At 46.8% G+C, this 24,809-nt stretch carries 20 protein-coding genes; 13 read left to right on the top strand and 7 right to left on the bottom strand.

The genetic code is table 11. From position 1 onward, the window contains the following. The first annotated feature begins 187 nt into the window (after positions 1-187). On the top strand, positions 188-454 hold the full coding sequence (locus ASD40_RS10930) for a zinc ribbon domain-containing protein (RefSeq protein ID WP_063860312.1): 267 nt from the start codon (positions 188-190) through the stop codon (positions 452-454). Positions 455-554: 100 nt separating this feature from the next. On the opposite strand, the gene ASD40_RS37150 is transcribed toward ASD40_RS10930, so the two are convergent. Continuing rightward, on the bottom strand, positions 555-725 hold the full coding sequence (locus ASD40_RS37150) for a hypothetical protein (protein WP_156389969.1): 171 nt from the start codon (positions 723-725) through the stop codon (positions 555-557). 62 nt (positions 726-787) lie between these two features. On the opposite strand from ASD40_RS37150, the gene ASD40_RS37155 reads away from it, so the two are divergent. Then, positions 788-937: a hypothetical protein gene (locus tag ASD40_RS37155; RefSeq protein WP_156389970.1), complete on the top strand. Its 150-nt coding sequence runs from the start codon at positions 788-790 to the stop codon at positions 935-937. A gap of 286 nt (positions 938-1,223) precedes the next feature. Here ASD40_RS37155 and ASD40_RS10935 read toward each other — a convergent pair whose 3' ends face one another. The 3 genes from ASD40_RS10935 to ASD40_RS10945 form a co-directional block, all read right to left on the bottom strand. Beyond that, a complete protein-coding gene (locus ASD40_RS10935) occupies positions 1,224-2,336 on the bottom strand; it encodes a DUF4129 domain-containing protein (RefSeq protein WP_057303325.1) in 1,113 nt (370 codons plus the stop codon). Between the two features lie 223 nt (positions 2,337-2,559). Beyond that, complete coding sequence (locus ASD40_RS10940; RefSeq protein WP_057303326.1) at positions 2,560-3,711, bottom strand: DUF58 domain-containing protein; 1,152 nt, start codon at positions 3,709-3,711, stop codon at positions 2,560-2,562. 3 nt (positions 3,712-3,714) lie between these two features. Further along, the gene (locus ASD40_RS10945) at positions 3,715-4,671 is read right to left on the bottom strand and encodes an AAA family ATPase (protein ID WP_057303327.1); all 957 of its coding nucleotides are present in this window, start codon (positions 4,669-4,671) and stop codon (positions 3,715-3,717) included. Positions 4,672-5,343: 672 nt separating this feature from the next. Here ASD40_RS10945 and ASD40_RS10950 point away from each other — a divergent pair. The 7 genes from ASD40_RS10950 to ASD40_RS10980 all read left to right on the top strand — a co-directional run bounded on the left by ASD40_RS10950 (position 5,344) and on the right by ASD40_RS10980 (position 15,565). Next, the gene (locus ASD40_RS10950; RefSeq protein WP_057303328.1) at positions 5,344-7,002 is read left to right on the top strand and encodes a response regulator; all 1,659 of its coding nucleotides are present in this window, start codon (positions 5,344-5,346) and stop codon (positions 7,000-7,002) included. 81 nt (positions 7,003-7,083) lie between these two features. Then, positions 7,084-8,811 (top strand): cache domain-containing sensor histidine kinase, encoded by a 1,728-nt coding sequence (locus ASD40_RS10955; RefSeq protein WP_156389971.1) that lies wholly within the window; start codon positions 7,084-7,086, stop codon positions 8,809-8,811. A gap of 12 nt (positions 8,812-8,823) precedes the next feature. Continuing rightward, positions 8,824-9,807, top strand: a complete 984-nt coding sequence (locus tag ASD40_RS10960; RefSeq protein ID WP_057303330.1) for a substrate-binding domain-containing protein — start codon at positions 8,824-8,826, stop codon at positions 9,805-9,807. Positions 9,808-9,918: 111 nt separating this feature from the next. Further along, entirely contained in the window at positions 9,919-10,992 is a 1,074-nt protein-coding gene (locus ASD40_RS10965) for a galactose ABC transporter substrate-binding protein (RefSeq protein ID WP_442952645.1), read from the top strand. Between the two features lie 144 nt (positions 10,993-11,136). Beyond that, positions 11,137-12,654 (top strand): sugar ABC transporter ATP-binding protein, encoded by a 1,518-nt coding sequence (locus tag ASD40_RS10970; protein ID WP_057303332.1) that lies wholly within the window; start codon positions 11,137-11,139, stop codon positions 12,652-12,654. A gap of 18 nt (positions 12,655-12,672) precedes the next feature. After that, positions 12,673-13,704 carry a galactose/methyl galactoside ABC transporter permease MglC gene (gene mglC, locus ASD40_RS10975; protein WP_057303333.1) on the top strand — a complete coding sequence of 344 codons (1,032 nt, stop codon included), beginning with the start codon at positions 12,673-12,675 and terminating at the stop codon, positions 13,702-13,704. A 130-nt stretch (positions 13,705-13,834) separates the two neighbouring features. After that, positions 13,835-15,565 carry a methyl-accepting chemotaxis protein gene (locus ASD40_RS10980; protein WP_057303334.1) on the top strand — a complete coding sequence of 577 codons (1,731 nt, stop codon included), beginning with the start codon at positions 13,835-13,837 and terminating at the stop codon, positions 15,563-15,565. 446 nt (positions 15,566-16,011) lie between these two features. Here ASD40_RS10980 and ASD40_RS10985 read toward each other — a convergent pair whose 3' ends face one another. The 3 genes from ASD40_RS10985 to ASD40_RS10995 form a co-directional block, all read right to left on the bottom strand. After that, positions 16,012-16,476, bottom strand: coding sequence for a RidA family protein (locus ASD40_RS10985; protein WP_057303335.1), 465 nt, complete (start codon positions 16,474-16,476; stop codon positions 16,012-16,014). Between the two features lie 597 nt (positions 16,477-17,073). Beyond that, positions 17,074-18,216: an alanine racemase gene (locus tag ASD40_RS10990; RefSeq protein ID WP_082562170.1), complete on the bottom strand. Its 1,143-nt coding sequence runs from the start codon at positions 18,214-18,216 to the stop codon at positions 17,074-17,076. Then, on the bottom strand, positions 18,213-18,872 hold the full coding sequence (locus ASD40_RS10995; protein WP_057303336.1) for a helix-turn-helix transcriptional regulator: 660 nt from the start codon (positions 18,870-18,872) through the stop codon (positions 18,213-18,215). Before ASD40_RS10995 ends, ASD40_RS10990 begins: the two co-directional genes overlap by 4 nt. A 152-nt stretch (positions 18,873-19,024) precedes the next feature. On the opposite strand from ASD40_RS10995, the gene ASD40_RS11000 reads away from it, so the two are divergent. From ASD40_RS11000 to ASD40_RS11015, 4 genes are all read left to right on the top strand, one after another. After that, complete coding sequence (locus ASD40_RS11000; protein WP_057303337.1) at positions 19,025-20,821, top strand: cache domain-containing sensor histidine kinase; 1,797 nt, start codon at positions 19,025-19,027, stop codon at positions 20,819-20,821. Continuing rightward, positions 20,818-22,377: a response regulator gene (locus ASD40_RS11005; RefSeq protein WP_057303338.1), complete on the top strand. Its 1,560-nt coding sequence runs from the start codon at positions 20,818-20,820 to the stop codon at positions 22,375-22,377. Before ASD40_RS11000 ends, ASD40_RS11005 begins: the two co-directional genes overlap by 4 nt. A gap of 122 nt (positions 22,378-22,499) precedes the next feature. Beyond that, positions 22,500-23,846: an extracellular solute-binding protein gene (locus ASD40_RS11010; RefSeq protein ID WP_057303339.1), complete on the top strand. Its 1,347-nt coding sequence runs from the start codon at positions 22,500-22,502 to the stop codon at positions 23,844-23,846. 71 nt (positions 23,847-23,917) lie between these two features. Then, the gene (locus ASD40_RS11015) at positions 23,918-24,793 is read left to right on the top strand and encodes a carbohydrate ABC transporter permease (RefSeq protein WP_057303340.1); all 876 of its coding nucleotides are present in this window, start codon (positions 23,918-23,920) and stop codon (positions 24,791-24,793) included. Positions 24,794-24,809: the final 16 nt, after the last annotated feature.

Consider the following 24,809-nt stretch of genomic DNA (forward strand, 5'->3'; position numbering starts at 1 on the left):
CAGTCCTCCTTAACGTTTTACTTTTACTACTCTAATTGATATTGACAATCTATCTCTAGTAGATTCGCTTGCGAGTGGCTACTATCCTGCTATGAAAGCGCTTGAATAGATAATAGTCAGCTTTTCGTTACAATTGAATGCTTTGTTGGTATGATAATAGGAGAAGCTTTTAGGAGGAGTAAAAAAATTGGACACTTATAAAAACTGTCAAAGCTGCGGGATGCCGCTCGCTCGTGATGAGCAAGGCGGAGGAACAGAGAAGTCTGGCAGGAAGAGCAAGGTATACTGCAGTCATTGCTACCAAAACGGTGAATTCACTTTGCCTGATTTAACCGTAGAGCAGATGAAGGATCGGGTGAAGCAGAAGCTGGTTGAGTTTGGTTTTCCGCGGTTTCTTACAGGCCTTTTTACTCGAAATATCCCTAAGCTAAAAAGATGGTCACCAAACAAGTAATTGAGTTTGACTGCCGTGACGACAAAAAAGGCTCTATGCAAAGGATTGCACAGAGCGAATGCCAACAGTGACTTTCGTATGTTATGTAAAAGAAAGCAGCTTATCTGTTGAAGCCGCATTTTTTAGCAAGTGTTGGCCATGTTGAGAGAAACATGCTTTCCCACCTGTCTTCAGGTAATACCATGATCCATTTTGCGATTTGGTCCAAGCCCATTTCACATAATGTGTGAACAACTTCTTCTTTTTCACAACCGGTTTTTAATGCTAACATCTCAAAACCACCTCAGTCGAATGTATTCAAACAATTATGTATATGCAGCCGTGTGCAAAAGTGTGACTGATTTTTTTGAATGTGAATGCTGGGATGCGGATTGGGTTGGCGAAGAAGCGGATAAATCGTCATTAGCGGTGTTAAGAAGAGAAGAGGCTGAGCAGTTGTTTGCTGCGCAGCCTCTTTGTTGTGCAGATGAGGGGTTTGGGTGAGTAATCCAGCCCCTTATTTGTGCTAGCGGGGCGGAGATTTTGTCCGGAAAATTCCGATGGTGAAAGGCAGAGCTTGTTAATCTGATACGATGTTTATCATCGTTAAGTATAGGGATTGCTCGGATTCATCACGTTAGAGATGAAAAACATGCTTACAGGAAGGGAATAGGGCGATTCCCACGAAAAAAGCGTCTGGAACGATGAATTTCATCGTTAGAGTGTTGAGATTGCTTGAATTCATCACGTTAGTGATGAAAAACATGTTTACAGCTATGGAATAGGGTGTTCATTTCAATTCATTGAGAATGTGAGGATCAAGAGTTTGCAGTACTTGATCAAGCTCTAAATCAGATACATCGTCATCTCTATATCTCGCTTGGTTATATGCTGATGTGATGGCATGAACGGCTTGGCTGGACAGCTGATATTGGTTTGATAGCTCCAATTCTGTTTCATTTGGGGTATGGGCTTTATTGTAAGTATAGCCTTCCTCAGCAGCTTGCTGGATCAAAACACGATAAAGGAAACGGATGCGCTCCCGATTGTTCGGCAAATGTGACCATTTTGGTTCATTTGCTTTCCCCTTCGACCAACTCTTCATCGTTTGCTGCCACCACATGCGCGGTAGTTCTTTCCAAGCTAGAAGATTCTCTTTTTCATCCGTGAAACCTTCAGTTCCTTCGCCTTTGTTGCTTCTAAATGAACGGTTCATCATGCGTCGGATAAGCGAGACCAGAGCAGGTGTCAGCTTGGCAATGATGATATAGATGGCGCAAAGGATAAGAGCGATAACTATGAGATAGCCGAAAATGACCTGGGCATAGTGAAGCAGCATGTCAAACCAGCTTGGTTCCCTAGTGGGAGCAGGAGGTGGAAGCGGCAATGGTTGTGCTGAAGGACTTGGCTCTAGCGGCTGATCAGGCGACGGATCGGACAGCAAAAGACGCAGCAGCCAAGCGATCGAAGCACGAAGAAGAGAGCCGATTCCTTGCTGCAATTGCTGAAAGTAGGCAACAGCTGCGATACAAGCAATTAATGTAATTAACCAAATGCGGCTTGAACGCTTCACTGACTCAGATAGTGACGATGCTGCAGCGCGTTCATTGCCTGCTAACGTGGCGCTAAGGAGCTGAGAGCGATTCGTAGCTAAGAAAAAAATGACCAGCGAACAGAACCCGAATCCATTCATCCAACCTATATACGGATGGAAAAGATCCAACCGTGCCATAATGGGGACTCCTACGAAATAAACCAATCCTGCGGTAACAAATATGCTCGCAGGGAAGAGCGAGAGCCATCCATCCTTGATGCAGCGAATTCCGCGATAAGCAAGTAATAACCCAATGGCTGCGCAGGTCCAGCTATGCCAGTTGTTGCCTTGCAGGAGGTAGGCTATCATTAAACCTGCTCCCGCACAGAGCATTAACTCGTAGAGAGTGCGAGTTAGCCATTTTATACGTCCAAAAAAGCAGCCAAACACATAACAGAGTAAGAATTGTAAGCAAGTTATCCAGAGTAAGGTCTCAGACACATAGACCTGGATAAGAACTATAATCGGAAAGAAAATAATGAGTTCGAGTAAACCATACAAGATAGCTAGATAGAATTCTCTCACAAGAAAATTAGTTCGTTGAGAAGGCGTTTGAATAGGCGTTAACATTGGAAACACCTACCTCCTCTCCATTCAGCTCAAGAAGGCCATGCTGCAACGGGATGATAAAAACAGAATGTCCTAACGATTCAAGTCGCACAATACTTTCTTCGATCCCCTTAGACACGAAGGAAGTCAGCAGGATGATGTCCATCGCGTTCCCTTCTTGCTCGATTCCATGATCCAGGAAGTCTTCGAAGGAGCGAGAGCAGGAGATGGCAAGCTTGGCCATCGTTTCAAAAAGGTGCTCCAAATGTGGCCAACCACCCTCGGGGGCAAGGTACACGGGAACTCCAGGTTGACCCTGGAGAGAGCCGTTGTAGCCAAAACCAACAGGAATACCTTGACTCACGGCATATTCAGCAAGTGTAGCTGCGTACGAGAGAGCTTTCTCAACAAGCTCGGGATCGGTCACAGCATCCCACATCGTTTCCGTTATTTGCGTATTTACGGCTAAGAGCAGTCTAGGGTCAGCGGTGAAATCTCGATTATATACTTGGAGTTTCTGGCTGCGTGCAGTCGCCTTCCAGTGGATGCTGTTCATCGTATCCCCAAAACGATATTCCCGTGCGCCGGAAACGAGGAACGGATCCGGCATGATCCAGCGTTTGACGGTGATATCGCCTTGCCATCGGCTGGAGAGGAGCGGGATGTCATCTCTGCTTACCAAGCGAGGGTAAACAAGGAGCTCCAACTGCATGCGGTGGATCGAAGAAGCTGCTTGCACACCAACCAAATCTCCCATCGAAGCGGCCACCGTTTCGAGCTTATACCAACCTCGCTTCGCACAGTGTACCCCGTGGCGTCGAACTATTTTTGTATAAGGCATAAGGCTGAACAGACTGCGATGATTCTGGAAAAGAGCTCCGCTGCTCACTGCGAGATTGCTCATCTTCGCGAAGTGAAGCCCCGCGTGAATTGTTGATTCCAAGCGAAGCCAAGGAATTGGAGCCAGCTTGCGATTGACGATCGTTTCGATCATGACAATGTCGTCCCCGGCATGGCAATGCGTCGTACTGAAGGCTCGCTCAATGCGAAGCCCGCGAAACCCCCAGCGGGCAAATAGCTGATGCTGAAGGAGGAACAGAGCGACAGTGATGATGAGAATCCAGCTAATGCTCATCGGCTACCCCAGCTTTACTTCCGTAGGAACGGGGGTAGCTGCAAGGATGCTGACCAGCAGCGCATGCACCTGCTGGTCTTGTTGGCGCGATCGCGTACGCAACAGGATGCGATGCGCCCAGACGGGCCCCACCAGCGCCTTGATGTCGTCCGGCAGCACGTAGTCGCGGCCGCGAAGCGCCGCGTACACCTGCGCCGACTTCATCAAGGCGCGAACGCCGCGCGGGCTGACGCCAAGCGCGGCATCCGCATGCACGCGCGTCGCTTCCGCGAGCTGCACGATGTACTGCAGCAGCTCGTCGCTGACGCGCACCTGCGTGAACAAGTGCTGAGCTTCGAGCAGCTCAGCACGGCCCACAACCGGCAGCAGCTGATCGAGTGGATCATGCTGCTGGTAGCGCTTCAAGATCTGGACCTGCTCGGCTGCGGACGGATAGCCCAGTGAGAGCTTCATCAGGAAGCGGTCGAGCTGAGCTTCCGGGAGGGGGAACGTCCCCTGATTCTCGACAGGGTTCTGCGTGGCAATGACGAGGAACGGGGCATCGAGCATGCGCGTTTCACCGTCGATGCTCACTTGGCGTTCCTCCATGCTTTCCAGCAAGCTGGACTGCGTGCGCGGGGTCGCGCGGTTAATCTCATCGGCAAGCACGATGTGAGCGAATAACGGACCTGGGCGGAATTCGAATTCGCCCAGCTTCTGGTTGAAGAAATTGATGCCGCTTACATCTGACGGCAGCAAGTCGGGCGTGAACTGGATGCGCTTCATTGTGCCATCGAGGGAACGGGCCAGAGCTTTAGCAAGCTGCGTTTTCCCTGTACCGGGAACATCCTCTAGCAGCACATGCCCGGAAGCAATGAGTGCAATGACCATAAGCTCGACGGTATCGTCCTTGCCAACAATGACTTTACCTACGTTTGCTTTAATAAGTGAAGCGATTCGTCCTATTTGTGCGAAATCCAATGGGTTTTCCTCCTTGTTTGTGTGAGCAGTTTTATTGTAATCCGTGTCTTGTAAGCAGTTTTACTACAATTCCTGTCCAATGAGGGAACGTCGATTCGTTATTTCTTTCGTTTAGCTGTTTTCAGGAGCTTAAGCGGAACCTCGTTCCGCTATTCCTTGAAAATTGCCAAGAATTGCTCAATTTTGACAAAATAACGCATCGTAGTTCCCTTTGGGGAACGGAAACGAGCATTTTGCAAGAAATAGCGTACTCAGGTTCCCTTCATCATCGCGATGACCCAGTCCAGCGACGGCCGAATGGAGCTTGATCGCAAAGTCCAAGTCCAGCGACGGCAGAGTGGAGTTTGTTTCCAAAGTCCAAGTCCAGCGACGGCCGAATGGAGCTTGATCGCAAAGGACCAATTCAGCTGTGGCTGAATTAATGTTTAATTCCTTAAGACTGCACCATGCTAAGCAGGAGATTGTCCCAGATTGATGTCCTTATTAGTGGGTTTTCTTTCTCTCACTTAATTTTAACAGACAAAAGGTGATTTTTGCCATTACTTCCTCATTAGAGCATCAACCAGTTGTGTATTCCATAGGCAGTTAGTACAATGATGTTTATTAAGAATACGCTTACGAGAAGTGTTTATGAAGTAAGCTTTTTATACGAAAAGCTTTAGGAGGAAGAGCATGTACAAGCTGCTACTAGTGGATGACGAAGAGGACGTTCGAGAAGGTGTCGTCCGTGAGATAAATTGGGAAGCTATTGGCTTTGAAGTGGTAGAGAAGGCGGAGAACGGCAGGGAAGCGCTGGAAATGGTTGAGCGGCTGCAGCCGGATGTGGTTGTGACGGATATTCAGATGCCGTTCATGAATGGGCTCCAACTAGCTGAAGCGGTCCGTGAGCGTTTTCCGACGATTAAGCTCATCATTCTTACGGGGCATGATGAGTTCGAATATGCCCAAAGGGCTATTAAGCTTCATATTGATGAATATGTGCTTAAGCCTTTTTCCGCGCAAGAGCTTATCAATGCTTTGCTGAAGGTGAAGGAGCAGATTCAGGAGGAAGTGTCCCATCGGGAAAATGTACAGCTGCTGAAGGAGCATTACCGCAAGAGCATGCCTGTGCTTAAGGAAAATTTCTTGGCGACCCTGATGAACCGGAAACTCCCGCGAGATGAAGTATACGAGAAGGCCGCGAACTACGGGATTGAGATTACTGGGAATAGCTATGTTGTAGCGGTGCTTAGCATCGATGGGGTGCTCATTCATGAAGAGGATTTGGAGAATCGCAGCGAGCTGGCGCAGTCCGTTTCTTTGAAATACTCCGAGGATCAGGCGCTGAAATATTTTGCCCTGCTGAATATTACGGAAGAGATCGCCGATAAACGGCGTCTTGGTCTTGTTTTCATGCATAACGATCAAGTGGTTGTGCTCGCCGCGAGGGAAAGTACAGATAGAGAAGCTGCGCTTCAAGAAACGATGAAGGTGCTGGAAGAAGTGCGCCAGAACGTTGAGAAATATTTGAAGTTTACACTTACCGTTGGGATTGGAACTGTTATGAAAGACGTAACCAAGATTAGCTATTCGTATGAAGACGCCGTGTTGGCGCTGGATTACCGGCTTATCTTAGGCAACAACCGCATGATCTACATCGATGATGTGGAGAAGCGGAACGTGGAGAAGATTCGTTTTGACGATGTGAAGGAGCATGCCTTGACGCGCTGCATTAAGGTCGGGACGAGTCAGGAGATTCGGGAGACGATGGATGAGCTTTTTCAAGGGATAGAAGGCGGTGTTTCCGTTAAGGACTACCAAATCTATTTACTCGAAATATTGACTTGTATTCTGAAAGCGGCTAAGGACTCGAATCTTAACGTCGATGAGGTATTTGGCGATCATTTTATTCCTTTTACAGAGATTAATAAATTCACATCCTTGGAAGAAGCCAAGCATTGGCTTGCCGAATTATGTGCCAGCATGATGAATCACATCGCGACGGATCGTCAATATACGTACAAAAACCTGGTCGAAATGGCCAAGGATTATACGAAGAGCCACTATCACGAAGGAGATATCACGATTAATAAGGTGTGCAGCCACCTGCATATTAGCGCGGGTTATTTCAGCAGTATTTTCAAAAAAGAGACGAAAATGACTTTCGTGAACTATTTGAACCATATTCGTATGGAAGCAGCCAAGGAGCTCTTGCGTTCTACAGATATGAAGGCATTAGAGGTCGCGGAGAAGGTTGGTTATGCCGATGCCAATTATTTCAGTTTTTCGTTCCGTAAAAATGTCGGTGTTTCCCCCAAAGAGTACCGAAATAACAGTTCCAAAGGGCTTTAGTGGTAAAGGAGCGGGTGGTAGAGCTTGAAACGTAAAGTAAGAACACTATTCGAGGCCTTATATAACGTACTACTGGACACGATGAGGGTGAAAAGCATTCAATTTACGATTACAATGTCGTTTATTTTGATTACGGTGATCGTCATGCTGATCGTTTCGCTGGTGCTTTATAATAAATTTTCTAGAACAGCGGAAGAGAGTGCTTTTCTGAATACGCAGCAGGTCATTGAACAGGTTCAATTTAACTTGGAACACTATATTAAAGGGATGGCAGACACCTTCGAGGTGGTCGATGCGAAAATTGCCAAGAGCCGCGGCATTCCTACGGATAAGCTGCTCGAGCAGTTGGAAACGATTGCGAGTACACGCGAGGATATCGTCTCTATTCACCTTTTTACAGCAGATGGTGGATTAGTAACCGGCATTCCCACGACCGAGATGCGCAAAAATACGCGGCTGCTTGAGCAGTCGTGGTTTAAGTCTGCGCTGGATAATCCGAACCATCTCACTTTTTCCCTACCGCATATTCAGAATTTGTTCAAGGATCCATACAAATGGGTCGTATCCATGAGCAAAGGTGTTTCCATTGAAAAGGATGGGAAATGGGTGGAGGCTGTGCTGCTTGTAGATGTTAATTTCAAGACGCTGGACGACGTGTTTCGTACGGTTTCTCTTGGTAAAAAGGGCTATGTTTACATCATTGATGACTCTGCCGGTAACATCGTCTATCACCCACAGCAGCAGCTTATTTATATTGGCTTGAAGTATGAAAATGTGGAGCAAGCGCTCAAATTTTCGTATGGAAAATACATGGATGTCAGCGATGGCGAGTCGCGGCTCAATGTGGTCAGGACGGTTAATAACATCGGTTGGAAAATTATTGGCGTCTCCTACATGGATGAAATGGTTACAACACGGAAGGAAATCAGTACGTTCATGATTTGGCTTCTCGTCATTGTCCTTGTTTTCATTTTGTTGATCTCATCCTTCATGTCTGCGCGTATTTCACAACCCATTAAGCGACTAAAGAAGTCGATGGAAATGGTTGAAAAGGGCCATTTTGACACCTATATTCATGTCCGGGGCGCTGATGAAGTGGAGCAGCTTTCGCGGAGATTCAATCTGATGGTCTCACGGGTTCGTGAGCTGATGGATCAAAGTATCCATGAGCAGGAGACGAAGAGGAAGAATGAGCTGGAGGTCCTGCAGTCTCAGATTAATCCGCATTTTTTGTACAATACACTCAATTCCGTTGTTCGCATGGTGGGTAATGGGAAGAAAGAAGACGTCGTCAAAACCATCACGTCCTTGTCTAAGTTTTTTCGGATATCGCTGAGCAAGGGCAAGAATATCATTACAATCGGGGAAGAGATCGAGCACATTCGGAATTATTTGATTATCCAGAAGATGCGGTATAAAGATAAGTTCGATTACGAGATTCAGGTGGATGAAGAGGTACTCACTTATAAGACACTGAAGCTGATTTTACAACCTTTTGTGGAAAACGCGCTTTATCATGGCATTGAATATATGGTAGACGAAGGCCTCATTCACATCTCGGTTGGCAAGGACAGTGAGAAGATTTTATTTGAGATTAGAGATAACGGTGTTGGTATGTCGGAAGAAACGCTCAAAAACATCATGACCGGTCATGTGAAAAGTGAAAAAGGGTCAGGGGTAGGGCTGCGAAATGTACATGAGCGGATCCAGTTATATTTCGGTTCGGAGTATGGGGTCAAGGTTGAAAGTGAGCTGGAAGAAGGGACGACAGTCAAGGTTTGGATTCCAGTAGTTTTGGAAGATGAATAGGAAGGAGAAGCCATGGATAAAACAATGAAAGTAAGACCCCTACTATTTGCCGTCCTGGTAGCCGTCATCTCCATGTCCTCCTGTTCCAAACAAACGGAGGAGACCACACCAACGGAGCAGAAAAAACATTTTGAGGTTGTACTCCGAAGTCAAAACGGTGACTACTGGAAGACGGTGAAGATCGGCGCCGAGGTGGCCGCGAAAGAATTTGATGTAGCGCTGGATTTCCGTGCTCCAGGCGACGAAGCGGATGTGAAGGGGCAAATCGCTCTAATGGAGCAATCAATAGGCAGCGGACCGGACGCCATTGTGCTCGCTCCCAACAGTTATAAGCAATTATCTGGGGTTGTAGATGATGCGTCAATGCGGGGAATTCCTGTTATCACGATCGATTCTGAAGTAGAGTCACGCAAAGCCAAGAGCTTCATCGGAGCTAATAATTATGAGGCTGGGCAATTGGCTGGCAAACAGCTCATCGAGTTGGCTGGGACAAGCGGTGATATTGCTATTGTTAGCTTTATGCAAGGAGAGCGCAATACAGAGCTTCGGGAACAGGGTCTTTTAGAAGAATTATCTAAATATCCGGATGTTAAGGTGATTGATAAGGTTTACAGTATGACGGACTATGAGCTTGCTGCGCAGCTAACCCGTAACATGATGGAGAAGTATCCCCAATTAGACGGAATTGTTGCTCTGAATGAAATCTCGTCCATTGGCGTTGCGCATGCGATTCAAAGTATGGACCTTCAGGATAAAGTGAAAATCATTACGTTTGATAGTACCTCCGAAGAGCTGGAGCTCCTTCAAGAAGGAGTCATCCAAGCGACCATTATTCAAAATCCATTCAGTATCGGATATTTAGGTGTGAAGAACGCGGTTGCAGCTTCGAATGGGAAGAAGGTTCCCAGCCGCGTGGATACAGGGATTAAAGCCATTGATCTAGGTAATATGTTTTGGTCAGACAATCAAAAGCTGTTATTCCCATTTATAAAGTGATGAGAATTTCGATAGAACATATGAGGATATTGCATTTGTTTTGCTGTTTTGATCCAGTATAGTAAGGAATGTAAATAATAAACAACACAACCTTTTAGGGAGGGTCTTATCTTGAAAAAATTGATTACTCTTGCAGTAGCAGGCGCATTGGTTGCAACCGTGGCAGGCTGTGGCAATAAAGCAGCAACACCTTCACCTGCTCCAGCAGCAACTACTGGTGCAGCAGCAACTCCAAAAGCAGCAGACACAGCTAAAAAACCAACAATTGGTGTAGCTATCTACAAATTTGACGATACATTCATGTCTGGTGTTCGTGCCGCGATCGCTGATGCTGCTAAGGATAAAGCAACAGTTGATATCGTTGACAGCCAGAACTCACAACCAACACAAAATGATAAAGTGGATCTTTTCATCACGAAAAAAGTAAACGCTCTAGCAATTAACGCAGTTGACCGTACAGCGGCAGGCGTTATCATCGATAAAGCAAAAGCTGCAAACGTTCCAGTTGTTTTCTTGAACCGTGAGCCGCTTGCTGACGACATGAAGAAATGGGATAAAGTTTACTATGTAGGCGCTAAAGCAGAGCAATCCGGTACAATGGAAGGCCAACTGCTGGTTGACTACTTCAAAGCTCACCCAGAAGCGGATAAAAACAAAGACGGTAAAATCCAATACGTTATGCTCAAAGGCGAGCCAGGACATCAAGATGCTGAGCTTCGCACGAAGTTCTCCATCCAAGCGATCACAGATGCTGGTCTAGGTGTAGAAAAAGTAGCGGAAGATACAGCTATGTGGGACCGCGTTAAAGGTCAAGAAAAAATGGCAGCATTCCTAGCTTCCAGCGAAAGCAAAATCGAAGCTGTTCTTGCGAACAACGATGATATGGCTCTTGGCGCTATCGAAGCTTTGAAAGCAAAAGGCTATTTCAAAGATAACAAATTCTTACCGGTTGTAGGCGTAGATGCTACAGCTCCTGCTCTTCAAGCGCTTAGCGACGGCACATTGCTCGGAACAGTTCTGAACGATGCGAAAAACCAAGGCGCAGCAACAACGAATGTAGCAGCAGCACTTGCTAACGGTAAAACACCAAGCAAAGAAACAACAGGCTACGATGTAACAGACGGTAAGTATGTATGGATTTCCTACAAAAAGATTACAAAAGCTAACATGAACGAAGCGAAGTAATCCGAATAGAAGCGGGCAAGAGCAGCGATGTATCATACGCGGGCGCTCTTGCCTTCCTTATTTGGGAACCCGTGCAAAGGTAAAGAGACAACGAAGAAAGGCTTCACTTTGTGGGGATTATCGTGAGCTGTAGGGGGAGTTACCATGACTGTACATGACTATTTATTGGAAATGAATCAAATCTCCAAAGAATTCCCCGGCGTCAAAGCGCTGGATAACGTTACCCTCAAAGTTCGCCCGGGAAGCGTGCATGCGCTGATGGGAGAGAACGGTGCGGGCAAATCGACGCTGATGAAATGCTTGTTCGGTATTTATAAGCCGGATGGCGGAGAAATCAAATTGAATGGCGAGGTCGTTTCCATTCAAAGTTCGAAAGATGCATTAGAAAACGGTATTTCCATGATCCATCAAGAGCTTCATCCCGTTCCTCATCGTAACGTAATGGAGAATATCTGGCTTGGCAGATTTCCGCTAAAAGGGATCGGACCTTTGAAATTAGTGGATCACAAGAAGATGCGTAAAGATACAGAGAGCTTATTCAAACAGCTCCAGATGGATATTAAACCGGATACACTGGTCGGAACGTTATCTGTTTCTAAAGTACAATCCATTGAAATTGCCAAGGCTGTGTCATTCAATTCGAAAGTCATTGTTATGGATGAGCCGACTTCTTCCCTAACGGGTAACGAAGTTGAGCAGCTGTTTCGCATCATTCGCGACCTGAGAAGTCGTGGCGTTTCGATCATCTATATTTCACATAAAATGGAAGAAATTCTTGAAATTTCAGATGAAGTGACGATTATGCGCGACGGTACCAAGATCGGTACGTGGGCATCGTCGGAGTTAACAACTGACATGATTATTTCGAAGATGGTCGGACGAGATCTGAAGGAGCGTTTCCCTGAGCGCAGCAATGTGCCGAACGGTGTATTAATGAAAGTCGAAGGACTGACATCTGTCATCCCAAGATCATTTAAGAATGTATCCTTTGATCTTCGTAAGGGAGAGATTCTTGGAGTCGGCGGTCTTGTTGGTGCTCAGCGGACGGAGTTAATTGAAGCTTTGTTCGGGATGAGAGGTGTTGCTTCCGGCAGCATTTCCATGCATGGCAAGCAAGTAAAGCTCAAGTCGCCGATCGATGCTATTAAGCAGAAAATCGCTTTGCTCACGGAAGAGCGTCGTGTAACGGGTATTTTCCCCGTATTATCTGTTCTTGAGAACACTGTGATTGCGAACTTGGGCAGATATATGAACCCACTGGGCTTCATTAACGAAGCTAAGCGTAAAGTAGAAGTTGAACGAAGTATCGAAATGCTTCGGGTGAAGACGCCGAATATGCACGCGCTGATCAAGAACCTGTCAGGCGGTAACCAACAAAAGGTGCTGCTTGCCAGATGGCTGCTCACAGAACCGGACGTACTTCTGCTTGATGAACCAACACGGGGAATTGACGTAGGTGCTAAATTCGAGATTTACTCCATCATCGCTGACCTTGCGAAGCAGGGGAAAAGTATTATCATGATCTCTTCTGAAATGCCCGAACTGTTAGGGATGTCAGACCGAATCATGGTCATGTGTGAAGGACGCCTTACAGGCATTGTGGAAGGAAATAAAGCAACTGAAGAAGAGATCATGCGCCTTGCTGCACAGCATATGGCATAATGGAGGGGGCCAAGAACCATGAGTACGAAGACAGAAACATTGAAATCCAGAGATATTAGTGGGTTCGTGACCAAATACGCAATTTACATCGTGCTAGTCGTGTTAGTTATCGGTATCGCGATATATGATCCACGCTTTTTATCCGTAAATATCCTTCGTGATATTTTACTGCAGTCATCCACGCGCGTTATTATCGCATTGGGTGCGGCATTCATCTTAATCACAGGGGGAACGGACCTTTCGACAGGACGTATCGTCGGTTTGACTGCCGTTATCTCCGCTTCCATGCTGCAAACGCAGGAGTATGGAAGAAGATTTTTCCCGAATTTGCCGGAGCTGCCATTGATCGTGCCGATCCTTCTTGCGATCGCAGCCGGTCTATTGGTAGGTCTAATCAATGGGATCATTGTTGCAAGATTCAAGGTTCCACCGTTCATCGCAACTTTGGGTACGATGGTAGCTGTATACGGAGCTAACTCCTTATACTTTGATATGAAACCGAATCAGTCACAGCCGATTGGCGGATTGAGACCAGATTTCAGTAAGCTGGGGACAGGCGCGATCGGAACCGGTTCGACTTATTCCATTCCTTACATTGTCATTATTGCCATTGTTGTAGCTATCATCGTTTGGATTGTGTTCAATAAAACGAAGCTGGGGAAATATATGTACGCAATCGGCGGCAACATTCACGCAGCGGTTGTTTCAGGTATTAACGTAAACCGTTACCTCATCTACATCTATTCGCTTGCTGGCGCTTTATATGGTCTAGCAGGGGTGCTGGAAGCAGCAAGAACAGGTGGCGCAACGAATAACTACGGGAATATGTACGAGCTTGATGCGATCGCAGCTTGCGTCGTCGGTGGCGTATCCACTTCCGGTGGTATCGGGACTGTACCTGGTGTTCTTGCAGGGGTTTTAATTTTCAGTGTTATCAACTATGGTTTGACGTTTATCGGAATTAGTCCTTACTGGCAGTTGATTATTAAAGGCGTAATTATCGTCGCGGCTGTTGCCTTCGATATGCGTAAATACATGAACTCCAAATAAAGACAGTAAACACCAAGACGCTTTATATCATTTGGTTATAGGTAATAATGTGAAACAGGCTGTCGCGATTTAACGACAGCCTGTTATCCTGTATTAAATGAAAGCGATTACTGACGTGGAGGGCATAGTCATGGCAAATCATAATTCGGCTAGCTGGAGAAAGCAAATAGTATCAGTTTCCTTGAGAAGCAAAATTGTAGGCACATTTATTATTGTATCTTTACTCGTTGCAGTAACCAGCGGCATGTCGTATACATACTTAAACAAAGTGGATAGCTCTTATTCCAAGCTCCTAAATGATAATGTCACAATTATTCGAAATGTGTCAGAGATCAAAGAGAAAACGCAAATACAGAACAGTATGCTGTTCGGATACGTTTTAGACCCTACGAAGGACAAAGAGAAGCTTTTGACAGAAATGAATGGAACCCTTTCTTCGATCATTACAAAGATGGGAGAGGTTTCAAAGAACGAGGATGAGCAAAGTGCTATCCAATCTATGGCAGATTCGAACATGACGTTTGCTCGCTTAGTGAAGAAAGTGGCGGAATACGCCGACAAAGGGAATGTGGCTCTAGCCAAAGCGGAAGCGATGCAGTGGGCTATTCCGACAACGGAAACATTGACGCAGGCTGCCGCGAAGATTGAAGAACTGGAAAGGAACGTTCAAGAGGAAGCTTCGGTCCGCAATCATGATGTGGTTGTTTCGACCGTTCAAACGTTGATCTGGGTCAGTATAGCAGCCTTTCTTTTCGCCTTGGCCATCGGCCTCTTGCTGTCTCGCACGATTGTAAATCCCATACGATCTATGGTACAGGCAGCCGAACGAATCGCAGCATGCGACTTAACGGTTGGTGACATTAACGTGAAGAATAGGGACGAATTACGACATTTGGCCACCGCTTTTAATCAAATGAAAGCCAATCTGCATAGCTTAATTAGTCAGGTAGGTAGCAGCGCCCAGCACGTAGCTGCTGCCTCGGAAGCGCTTAGCAGCAATTCTGAACAAGTTAGCGAATCTTCGGAGCGTATTACATACACAGTTCAAGAGATTTCGATGGGTACGGATGCGCAAGTGCGCAGTGTACACTTGGGAGTCTCCATCATGGAGGAAATGTCAGCAGCCGTTATTCAAATTGCAAGCGTCACGCAGTCGGCTAACCATCAGTCTTTCCTCGCGCAGCAAGAGGCAGGCGAGGGCAATGCGGCTGTCGAGACAGCGATAACACAGATGAATGCTATTTATCAGAAGATGATGGAACTTGCAGAATCGGTACAGAGTCTTGGTCAACGGTCTGAACAAATCGTCAATGCGAACGCGATGATTGCAGGTATTGCGCGGCAGACAAACATGCTTGCGCTCAATGCCTCCATTGAAGCGGCGCGTGCCGGAGCCGCTGGTAAAGGCTTTGCGGTCGTCGCCGACGAGGTCCGCAAGTTATCTATGCAGACTGGAGCAGCGGCGGAAGAAGTCGCCCATCTTGTTTCCAGTATTCAGGATGAAACAAGAAAGGTTGTCAGTTCCACCGAGGCAGGGAGCCGAGAGGTGCAGACGGGGCTTGAGGTAGTCGGCGTAGCGCGAGATACCTTCAAACGTATTCGCGATGCGATGGACGAAGTTGCGAAGCAGATCGAGGAAGTAGCGGGAAGTTCGGGCGCTATATCCGAGAAAACACGTGCAGCCGTGGATGTGATTCGCGCGATCGATGAAGTCGCCGGGCAGACCGCTGCGGGAGCAAGAAATGTATCTTCCAACATCGAGGGTCAGTACGCCAGCATGGAGGAGATTTTCTCCTCAGCGACAGTGCTGAACAGCATGGCTGCTGATTTGCAGACCTTAATCGGAAGATTCCGCGTGTGAGGAGTAAAGTTGACTCCGAATTTCGGAGAATTCCTCGGTTGGGTAGAATGAGCTGGCTAATTTGGCTGCTTTTGAGTGCTGAAGAGTGCTTTTGAGTGCTGAAGAGTGCTTTTGAGTGCTGAAGAGTGCTTTTGAGTGCTGAAGAGTGCATGAGATTGCTAAACAGCGGCTAAAGAGTGCTTAAGAGGAACGACAAGACGCTATTTCGGGAAAAATGTGCTGAAAGTCGAATCTAACGGAACGTGACGGCTCTATTTAGGAAAATAGAGCTAATTTGGACGCGAAGCAGCGAAATAGCGAATCCTCGTTCCTCTTGGGTCATGAAACGGGCGTTTTTTCGTCAAATAAGGCATCTACGTTCCCTTTGCGGAACATGCAATCGTAAATAGCTTTAAGCACAAAGAAGGACCTGAGGCAGCGCCGCAGGTCCTTTATTTTTATGGTGCCTAATCTCTCACTTCTACGATAAGTTCAATTTCCACCGGTGTGTGAAAAGGCAGATCACTCGTGCCAATCGCTGAGCGAGCATGTTTGCCCTTCTCACCGAACACAGCCACTAACAAGTCAGATGCGCCATTGATCACATAGGGTTGATCGCCAAAGCCTGGAGCGCTGTTGACGAAACCGAGCATTTTTACGATTTTGACAACGCGGTTCAAATCTCCAAGATAGCCCTTCATAACAGCTAAGCAATTGATAATGGTTTGGCGCGCTGCCTCTTGTCCTTGCTCGATCGTTACTTCACGGCCAAGTTTGCCTTCGTACATAAGTTCACCGTTAATACGGCAATCCTGACCGGATAAATAGATGAGATTCCCTGTTTGATTACAAGGAATATACGTGAAACGCGGCTCCGGGGAAGCGGGAAGCGTGATACCTAGCTCTTGTAGACGTTGTTCAATTTGGGACATCGTGTTGACCTCCAAGTTATATGATGATGAAATCGAATCGAGACTGCCGATTCATTCGTTATGCCTCTTTATTTAGAAACCATGGACGCCAGCTTTCGGTTATAACTCATTCAGCGACTAATACACGAAAATGAGCATCCGTAGTTACCAATGTTGTATTTTCTGCAACAATTCCCATTCCCAAAGGCTATTTGGCCTGTTGATGTTGTAGTTTGTGCAACATTTCGAGCCCATTAGTTGCGAAATGACCTGTATAGGGCTCAATTGTTGTACATAATGCAACATCGAAGGGAAAGAGGCGGGATCTGGGCAGCAATTGTTGCACTTTCTACAACATCATTCAACTGAGAATATGCATTCATTCTTCCATCATTCTTCCATCCATCCATACATACATTCATTCATTCATTCATTCTTCCATCATTCATTCATCCGGCAACCTCAAGTGAGCATTAATGATTACCGATGTTTTATTTTCTGCACCTCAAGTAATCATGTATGACGATGGATTTCGATTAATAGACCTCAATGTAGTATAAGATTAGATGAATGAATCGACGGTCTTTAAATGGCAGTAATGATGCCAGATTGATAAGCTTACTCCAACATACCTCGTGCAAGCACCGGAAGGCGCTCATATGTATCACCGCGCTGCATAATAACCTGATTATGCAGGTTGACTGTGCTGCAAATGTGATTAGGGATAATACGCAGCTTGTCGCCTATCTGTATGTTGGCTGCTTGGGCAAGTGGCCCAAGATCAAGCATGCCATGCTCTTCAGACAAGCGAACGAGAATGGCATCCTCAAGGTTCATGATGTGGCCGAAGCCCCGCAGCTGAAGCGGGTCTGTGTCCGGCTGCACATCGGTAGCGAATGTTTTGCTGCCGCCATCGATGATCGCGAGATCCGCCGCCGGGCGGCTAACGACCGTGACCAGCACGCTGCCTGCGCAGTCTTCGATGTCGCAGAGGCCTAATCGGGCTTGCATCCGATCATAGTACACGTAGGTGCCTGGGCGGACCTCCGTTACGCCTTCTACCGTAGCGGCCGAAGCGGCCGTCGGTGTGGATCCGACGCTAACGTCCGTGATAGCGATGCCTTGCGCTCTAAGACGCTCGGCCAACTTCACCATTAGTGTGCCTTCTTCTAGACCAGCTGCAGCCACGTCGAGGGTAGGCTTCCCTGCTAGCAGGGAGCCGCGAAACGTATAGATGCCGGTCAGCCGCAAATGCGGCATGAGGGCGATCTCCGCGGCGAGCGCGGAGGCCTGCTCGTAAAGTACGCCGGTTCTGCGAAAGCCGGTATCGATTTCCAACCGGACTTGCAGCGAGTGGCCAAGTCGGCTAGCGCACTGCTCTAATTGCTGAGCGCCTGCCAAGCTATCGACGCCGAAGATCAGCTCGATTTGCTCGCTCAAGCGAATCGCTCTTTCAATCTTGCTAGGAGTCACAAGCGGGTAAGCGATGAAAATATTGGTGACACCACCCGCCGCCATAACCTCTGCTTCGGACACTTTCGCTACCGTGATACCGACAGCGCCAGCCGCAATTTGTTGGAGTGCTACGGAAGGAAGTTTGTGTGTCTTCGCATGCGGACGCAGCTTCACCTGATGTTGGCTAATAACATCAGCCATTGCTTGAATGTTTCGTTCCATGCGTTCCGTGTCAATAAGCAGGCAAGGTGTTTCTAATGTTTCCAGTGTTTCCGATGTCTCCAGATTCTCCAACGTTTTCATCATCCTTCCACACTCTCTTTCACGGCATTTTTGCCTTCCTCTAAGTGACTATAAAGGGTATACTTTGAAATATTCAAATAAGTGCAAATCTTCTCGCCGCCTTTTTTAATCAGAAAAGCACCTTTGGCATCCAGGAGTTGAATCATGCGCATTTTGTCTTCCTTGGTCATAAACGCAACGGGTTTGCCTACTTGCTCTTGTGCTTCTTGAATTAGGGCATCAAGCAGATCGCTTACACTCGTAACGAATGATTCCTTTACTTCTGCTTGTTCCCCAGGACGTATAAGCGTCTGCAGCGTTTTCTCGGCGATCATCAGCTCTGTGATATCGTAGTTAATGCACAGCGAGCCAACGATAGTGCCTGCTTTATTTTTCATATACATCGAACTGGAGCGCAGAATGCGTCCATCTTTGGTTTGTGTTAAGTAGTTAAACTTGTTGCCGTTGACATGATTACCCCGCAGCAGCTCCAAACCGAGATTCGTTCCGGGATCTCCGACTTTACGTCCTGTGATGTGACCATTCGCAATCGCGACGATGGAGCTGTCGTAAGGACCTGTCAAGTCATGCAGCACGACTTCGCAGTTGTCACCGAATTGAGCGGCAAGTCCTGTCACAAGATCCGTCAAAAACCCAAATTCATCTTGAATTGATTCCACGCCTGTCATCTCCCTTTGTAAGGTTATCTGAGCAAAATGGTAACATAAACCGATTGAATGTCAAACGAAAAGTTTGTTTAGCTGAAAAAAAGTATGATTTTCTAGCGATGCTCATGTTAATATGTAAAACAAGACCGAAGGAGGGAACACCCATGAGACGCTGGTTTGCCAAATCCCTGAAACGTAAACTGTCTTTGCTTATTTTGTTCGCGGTTGTATTACCCCTGCTTTCAATGGGGATTGTTTCCTATAGCATCGCAACATCGGTGACGGAGGACAAAGCGAAGCAGGCGGGCATGAACACGCTGAAGCAAATGTCGGATAAGCTTGATATTGTTATTCAAGACGTTGAGAATATGTCGGTCTTTCTGATCGGGCAAAAGGATATTCAAACGTATCTCAATAACGAAGAAGGGGACGTCAACAGCTATTCTCTTATCGTGGGCACCTTATGGAATCTATCGTATTCCAAAAAATACATCTCCAACATTACGATTACACCGAAAAACGGCAACCCTGCACTTTCTACAACGACCATAACCAATTCAGGATTATTTCCTCTCTCACAGCAATATGAATCCGTTTACAAGCTAGCTTCCAAATGGTGGTCTCCGCTGTATGAAATTCAAACATCGGACGGACCGAAGAAGGTCATTTCACTCATCAGACCCATTCGTGATGTCAGTACTTTCAAGACTTTAGGTACGCTTACCGTATCGCTCGATCAGGCAGAAATCGAGCGTTATTTGACAGGTGCAGGATGGGAAAGCAGCGGGTTCGTTCTTTTGTTAGATCAGTATGATCAGATCATGTCGGGTGGCGATCCGAGTTGGTTAGCACGAACTGTCGGAGAAGTTTTTCCGAAAATGGGTGAGCTAACTGAGACAAGCGGTGTGCTTAACGTACAAAGAGACGAACAGCCGCACACGGTTCTGTTTAATCCGATTCCTCGGTTAGGATGGAAATTGGTTGGTTTCATCCCTACACAGATCTATCAAAAGCAAAATGGTTACGTGCTTACAGTGACAGCTGTTACGATTGTAATTGCACTGCTGCTCGCAATGGGAATGGTGCTCTACTTCTTGCAATGGGTAACGAAGCCTTTGATAAAGCTGACCAAATATCTGAAGGATCTGAATCCAGATGAGACGATTCCTACCTATGAGGTGAAAAGCGTCGATGAAGTCGGACTGCTTGTCCACAGTTATAATAAGCTGAGTGAACGGATAGGTAGACTGAAGGATCAAGTACAGCTGAACGAGGCGATGAAAAAGGAAGCGGATATTATGGCTCTGCAGGCGCAGATTAATCCGCACTTTCTGTATAATACACTTTCCTCCATACATTGGATTGCCTTAATGAATAAGGATCGACAAATTGCTGAAATGGTGGGTGCGCTCAGTGATTTCTTAAGATTTAGTTTGAATAAGGGCGAGGAGTTTTGCGCCGTTCAGCAAGAAATTTCTCATGCACAGAATTATGCCTATATACAAGCTATTCGGTTTCCTGGTCAGTTTGAGATTGAATTTTTTATCGATCCCGCGATGGTGCAAACCTCGATGTTGAAGTTGCTTCTACAGCCGTTGATTGAGAACAGTCTTATTCATGGTATCCAGAAGAAAAAAGCGAAGGGTCACATTTATGTGCACGGAGAACTGAAGGATAGTCAAATGAAATTCGTTGTTGAAGATACTGGAATAGGCATGGACGAGATGAAGCAACGCGCGATTCAAGATCAGCTCGCTTTGGCCAATCGACAACTGGGTATGCTAAGCGAAGTCGCGAAAGAATCGAAGATAGTTGTTACTAGCTACGGACTCATCAATGTTCACCGGAGATTATTACTGCATTATGGAGCGGAGTCTGGGCTTATTGTTGAGAGTACGCCTGGCGTTGGGACGAGCATTTCATTTTCAATTCCTCTTTGGATGGGAGAACTGGCGACATGAGAATCTTGATTGTAGACGATGAGGTTATTATACGAACAGGCCTTTGTACCGTAATTGATTGGAAAGAACTCGGTCTAGAACTGCTTCCGGCCGCCTCTTCCGCTGAAGAAGCCTTGGAGCGCATTCCTGAAGAGAAGCCGCATATTGTGCTGACCGATATTCGTATGTCAGGTATGGACGGTATCGAGCTTGCACGCGAGGTGAAAGCGATACTGCCGGATACGGAGATCGTTATCCTGACGGGTTACGATGACTTCAGTTATGCTCAGCAGGCACTGCGCGAAGGTGTGACCGATTACTTGCTGAAGACAAGTCGTCCGGAAGAGATTATTAAAGCTGCGCTGAAAGCGAAGCAGAACATTATGGATAAATGGGAGTCGATTAAACAGGATAATCTTCAACAGGCTGCACTGCGCAATCAGTTGTTGGAACGGGTGCTCAAAAGGGGCTTGAACGACGATAGGGAAGCCCAGGAACAGTTGCAAGTATGGTTTCGCAAGAATGGTGTAGATGTTCACCCAGAGTCAGGTGAGTCTGCAGCGATGCAAGTTCTCCTTATCTCTGTATCCGGATGGGGGGAGACGCCTATCTTGGAGCTTCTGCAAGGAGCCGCAGAGAATATCCTCCTCGAGCTGCTCCCGTGCGTTACGCTTATGAAAAAGGACCATTTGCTGCTTGTCGTGCGTCACGAAGTTGGGCTTACTGATCAAGCTGGGCTGACAAAGGCTCTTAAACGCGTTACCGAAACACTCAAATGCTCGGCTTTTGCAGCACTTGGAACTGTAACGCAGGATTACGAAGGCTTACGGGAATCTTATCGTACGGCGAAAGAAGTTTTTACTTACCAAGGGCTGCTAGGAGCACGAGGACTGTTTACGGTTGAAGATATCAGGGAGCGCAGCGGAGGTCGTACGGTTTGCACCGAGAAGGAAGAATCGGAGCTTACGGCGATCTTGATGAGCGGCAATGCCACAGAGCTGAGACACTGGGTGAACCAGAAGGTGCGGGCTCTAATGGAAGATGCCTCAGCGACGCCGCTGACGGTGCAGGGCTATTTGCAGTCAATGATCATAGCCGGTCATCGATGGCTTGAAAGGGCCAGTTCTTCCCAAGAGGGGACGGTTCCTCTTAGTACACTCCCTACCTATGAGGGGGAAGGGCGTCCAGAAGAAGAAGTCTTTAAGGTGCTTTCTGCCGTAATGACGCGTTTTCATCAAGGCTTGGATCAGAATCGCTACGCCTATATTCACAAGTCCATTGCCTATATCCGGGACAATCTGCATCAGCCGATTTCACTTCAACAGGTGGCTGGATTCGTCCATGTGAATCCCAATCATTTTAGCGAGGTATTCAAGCGGGAGACAGGCTGTACGTATATCGAATTCGTTACTCAGGAACGGATGAAACGCGCTGTGGATATCCTCCAGGGCACTCAGACCAAAGTCAGCGAAATTGCCAGAAGAGTTGGTTATGAAGATATCAAATACTTTACGCAGCAGTTCAAAAAGTATACAGGAAGAACGCCGTCTGAATTTCGACATGGGAATAAAGACTGAAGAATGTCCCCCTCTGCGCCGAAGTTTCTCCCGTACCCCCTCCTGAATATGTCCTCTATACTAAAGTTCATAGAGAGAGCTTGAGCTTATGTATCTAAGAAAACTTTAGGAGGTCTAAACAAATGAAAAAGTCATTGATCGTTACACTGGCTGCTACGATGTCATTAGCTTTATTAGCCGGTTGTGGTTCAAGTGAAACAAAAGAGGGTGCAGCAGGTACCACGTCTCCCAAATCGACGGATGCAGCCAAACCAGCTGAGAAAGTAAAATTATCGATTTGGCACAACTATACAGGCGAAGATCTTCGCGCCAAAACGATGCGTGAATATATGGAGAAGTTCAAGAAGGATCACCCGAATGTCGAATTAGATATACAGGGAATTCCGCCCGATGGTTACCGTCCGCGGTTGAAAACAGTTGCTGCCGCTAATGAAATGCCAGATCTTTTCGTGATGTGGCCAGGTGTCATGACCAAGGAATTCGTCAGTGGTGACTTGATTCAGCCGATTAATGAGCTGCTGGATAGCAAAGCGGAATGGAAGAACGGTTTTATGCCAGGGTCCTTTGATGACTTCACGATCTCAGGCAAAACCTACAGCGCACCGATGGCTCTATCTCCTACTTCGATCCTTTACTATAACAAAGAAATCTTTAACAAATATAATGTACAGCCGCCTAAGACATGGGACGATCTCATGAAGCTGGTGGATACGTTCAAAAAGAATAATGTTACGCCAATCGCACTCGGCAACAAAGCGGCATGGGTTGCGCAGTCCAGCATTCTCAGCTCACTTGCAGACCGTGTAACGGGTACGGAATGGTTCCTGAAAGCAGTGGATCAGAATGGTGCTAAATTTACGGATCCAGAATTCGTTCAAGCCTTGACGTATCTTCAACAGCTTGGTAAGGCTGGCGCTTTCCAAGAAGGCTTCAACAGCATTGATAATACACAAATGGAACAAATGTTTGCTCAAGGTAAAGCGGCCATGATGATCGATGGTGGTTGGGCATTGCCGAACTTAGCGTCGAATACGTCCAAAGAAGCATTAGCTAACATGGCTGTTACCGTTCTGCCAACCGTGCCTAACGGCAAAGGTGATCCTAACACCCTTTCAGGCGTAGTAGGAACAGGACTTGGGATGAGTAAGAAAGTTACCGGCGCTCAGAAAGCCGCAGCCTACGAACTGATCTATACCTTGTCTGGCCCAGAAGCACAGAAAGCCATCTTGGAAAGCAACCAGCTCGTTAGCTACAAAGTAGATTTGGATACAACCAAAGTATCTTCCTTGTTTGCAGAAGTGTACAAAATGATGAACACGGTCAAGAAAACGCCAGTTTACGATGGCAAGCTTAGCTCCGCTAGTGCCGATGTCGTGAACAATGGTCTTCAAGAGCTCCTTATGGGGGGCAAGCCTGAGGACATTGCCAAAAAAATTCAAGACGCGCAAGCGAAAGCCGTCGGGAAATAATGTATGGCCACAGGACTCCAGCCAAAGCCCGGCTGGAGCCTTTTTCAAAAAAGATAGCAAGGAGGGAAGTTATGACCGTATCCGCAAGAATCAGAGGATTCATTACCATAGGGCTGCTTCCGGCCTTAGTGCTCTATCTGTTTTTTGTCATTGTACCGATTTTCTGGTCGGCGTACTACGGATTTTTCGATTGGAAAGGTATCGGAGCAGCCAAATTTATCGGGTTTGACAACTACGCAGAAGTGATCCAAGATCCAATCTTCTGGAAAGCTTTTAAAAATAACATGCTTATCGTTGGAGCTTCCGTTTTCGGTCAGGTACCAATTGCTATGATACTAGCGCTTCTCCTCATGCGCAGTACGCTATTTCAACGTGTTATTCGAGCCTCCGTCTTTATGCCCATGGTGCTATCCTCGGTTGTTGTCGGGATCATCTGGGGATACATTTACCACCCGCAAATCGGTATTCTCAACTTCTTACTAGAGGGCATCGGGCTTGATAGCTGGAAGAAATCTTGGCTCTCCGATCCGAAAGTATCGATGTTCGCGCTCATGGTGCCGATCATCTGGAATTATATTGGTCCCTACATGATTATGTTCATTGCCGCACTACAGAATATTTCACCGGAGATTGAAGATGCCGCTCAGCTGGACGGCGTGGGTCCGGTGCGCAAATTGTTTGCAGTGACATTGCCTATGATTTGGGATACCGTCAAGGTGGCCGTTGTGCTTTGCATATCCGGAAGCTTGAAGGCGTTCGATCTTATTTATGTCATGACGGGCGGTGGACCGGCGCACTCCACGGAACTGCTTGCTTCTTATATGTACAACAGCACATTCAATGTGTATCGTTTCGGTTTTGGCAGCGCCATTTCCACGGCAATTATTATTCTTAGCTTGTTCTTAATCGTTGGCAGCCAATATCTCATGAAACGAGACTATCGTTAGGAAATAAATTCTCTCA

It is taken from the genome of Paenibacillus sp. Root444D2 (genome assembly GCF_001426375.1).
In the GTDB taxonomy this organism is placed as follows: Bacteria; Bacillota; Bacilli; order Paenibacillales; family NBRC-103111; genus Paenibacillus_E.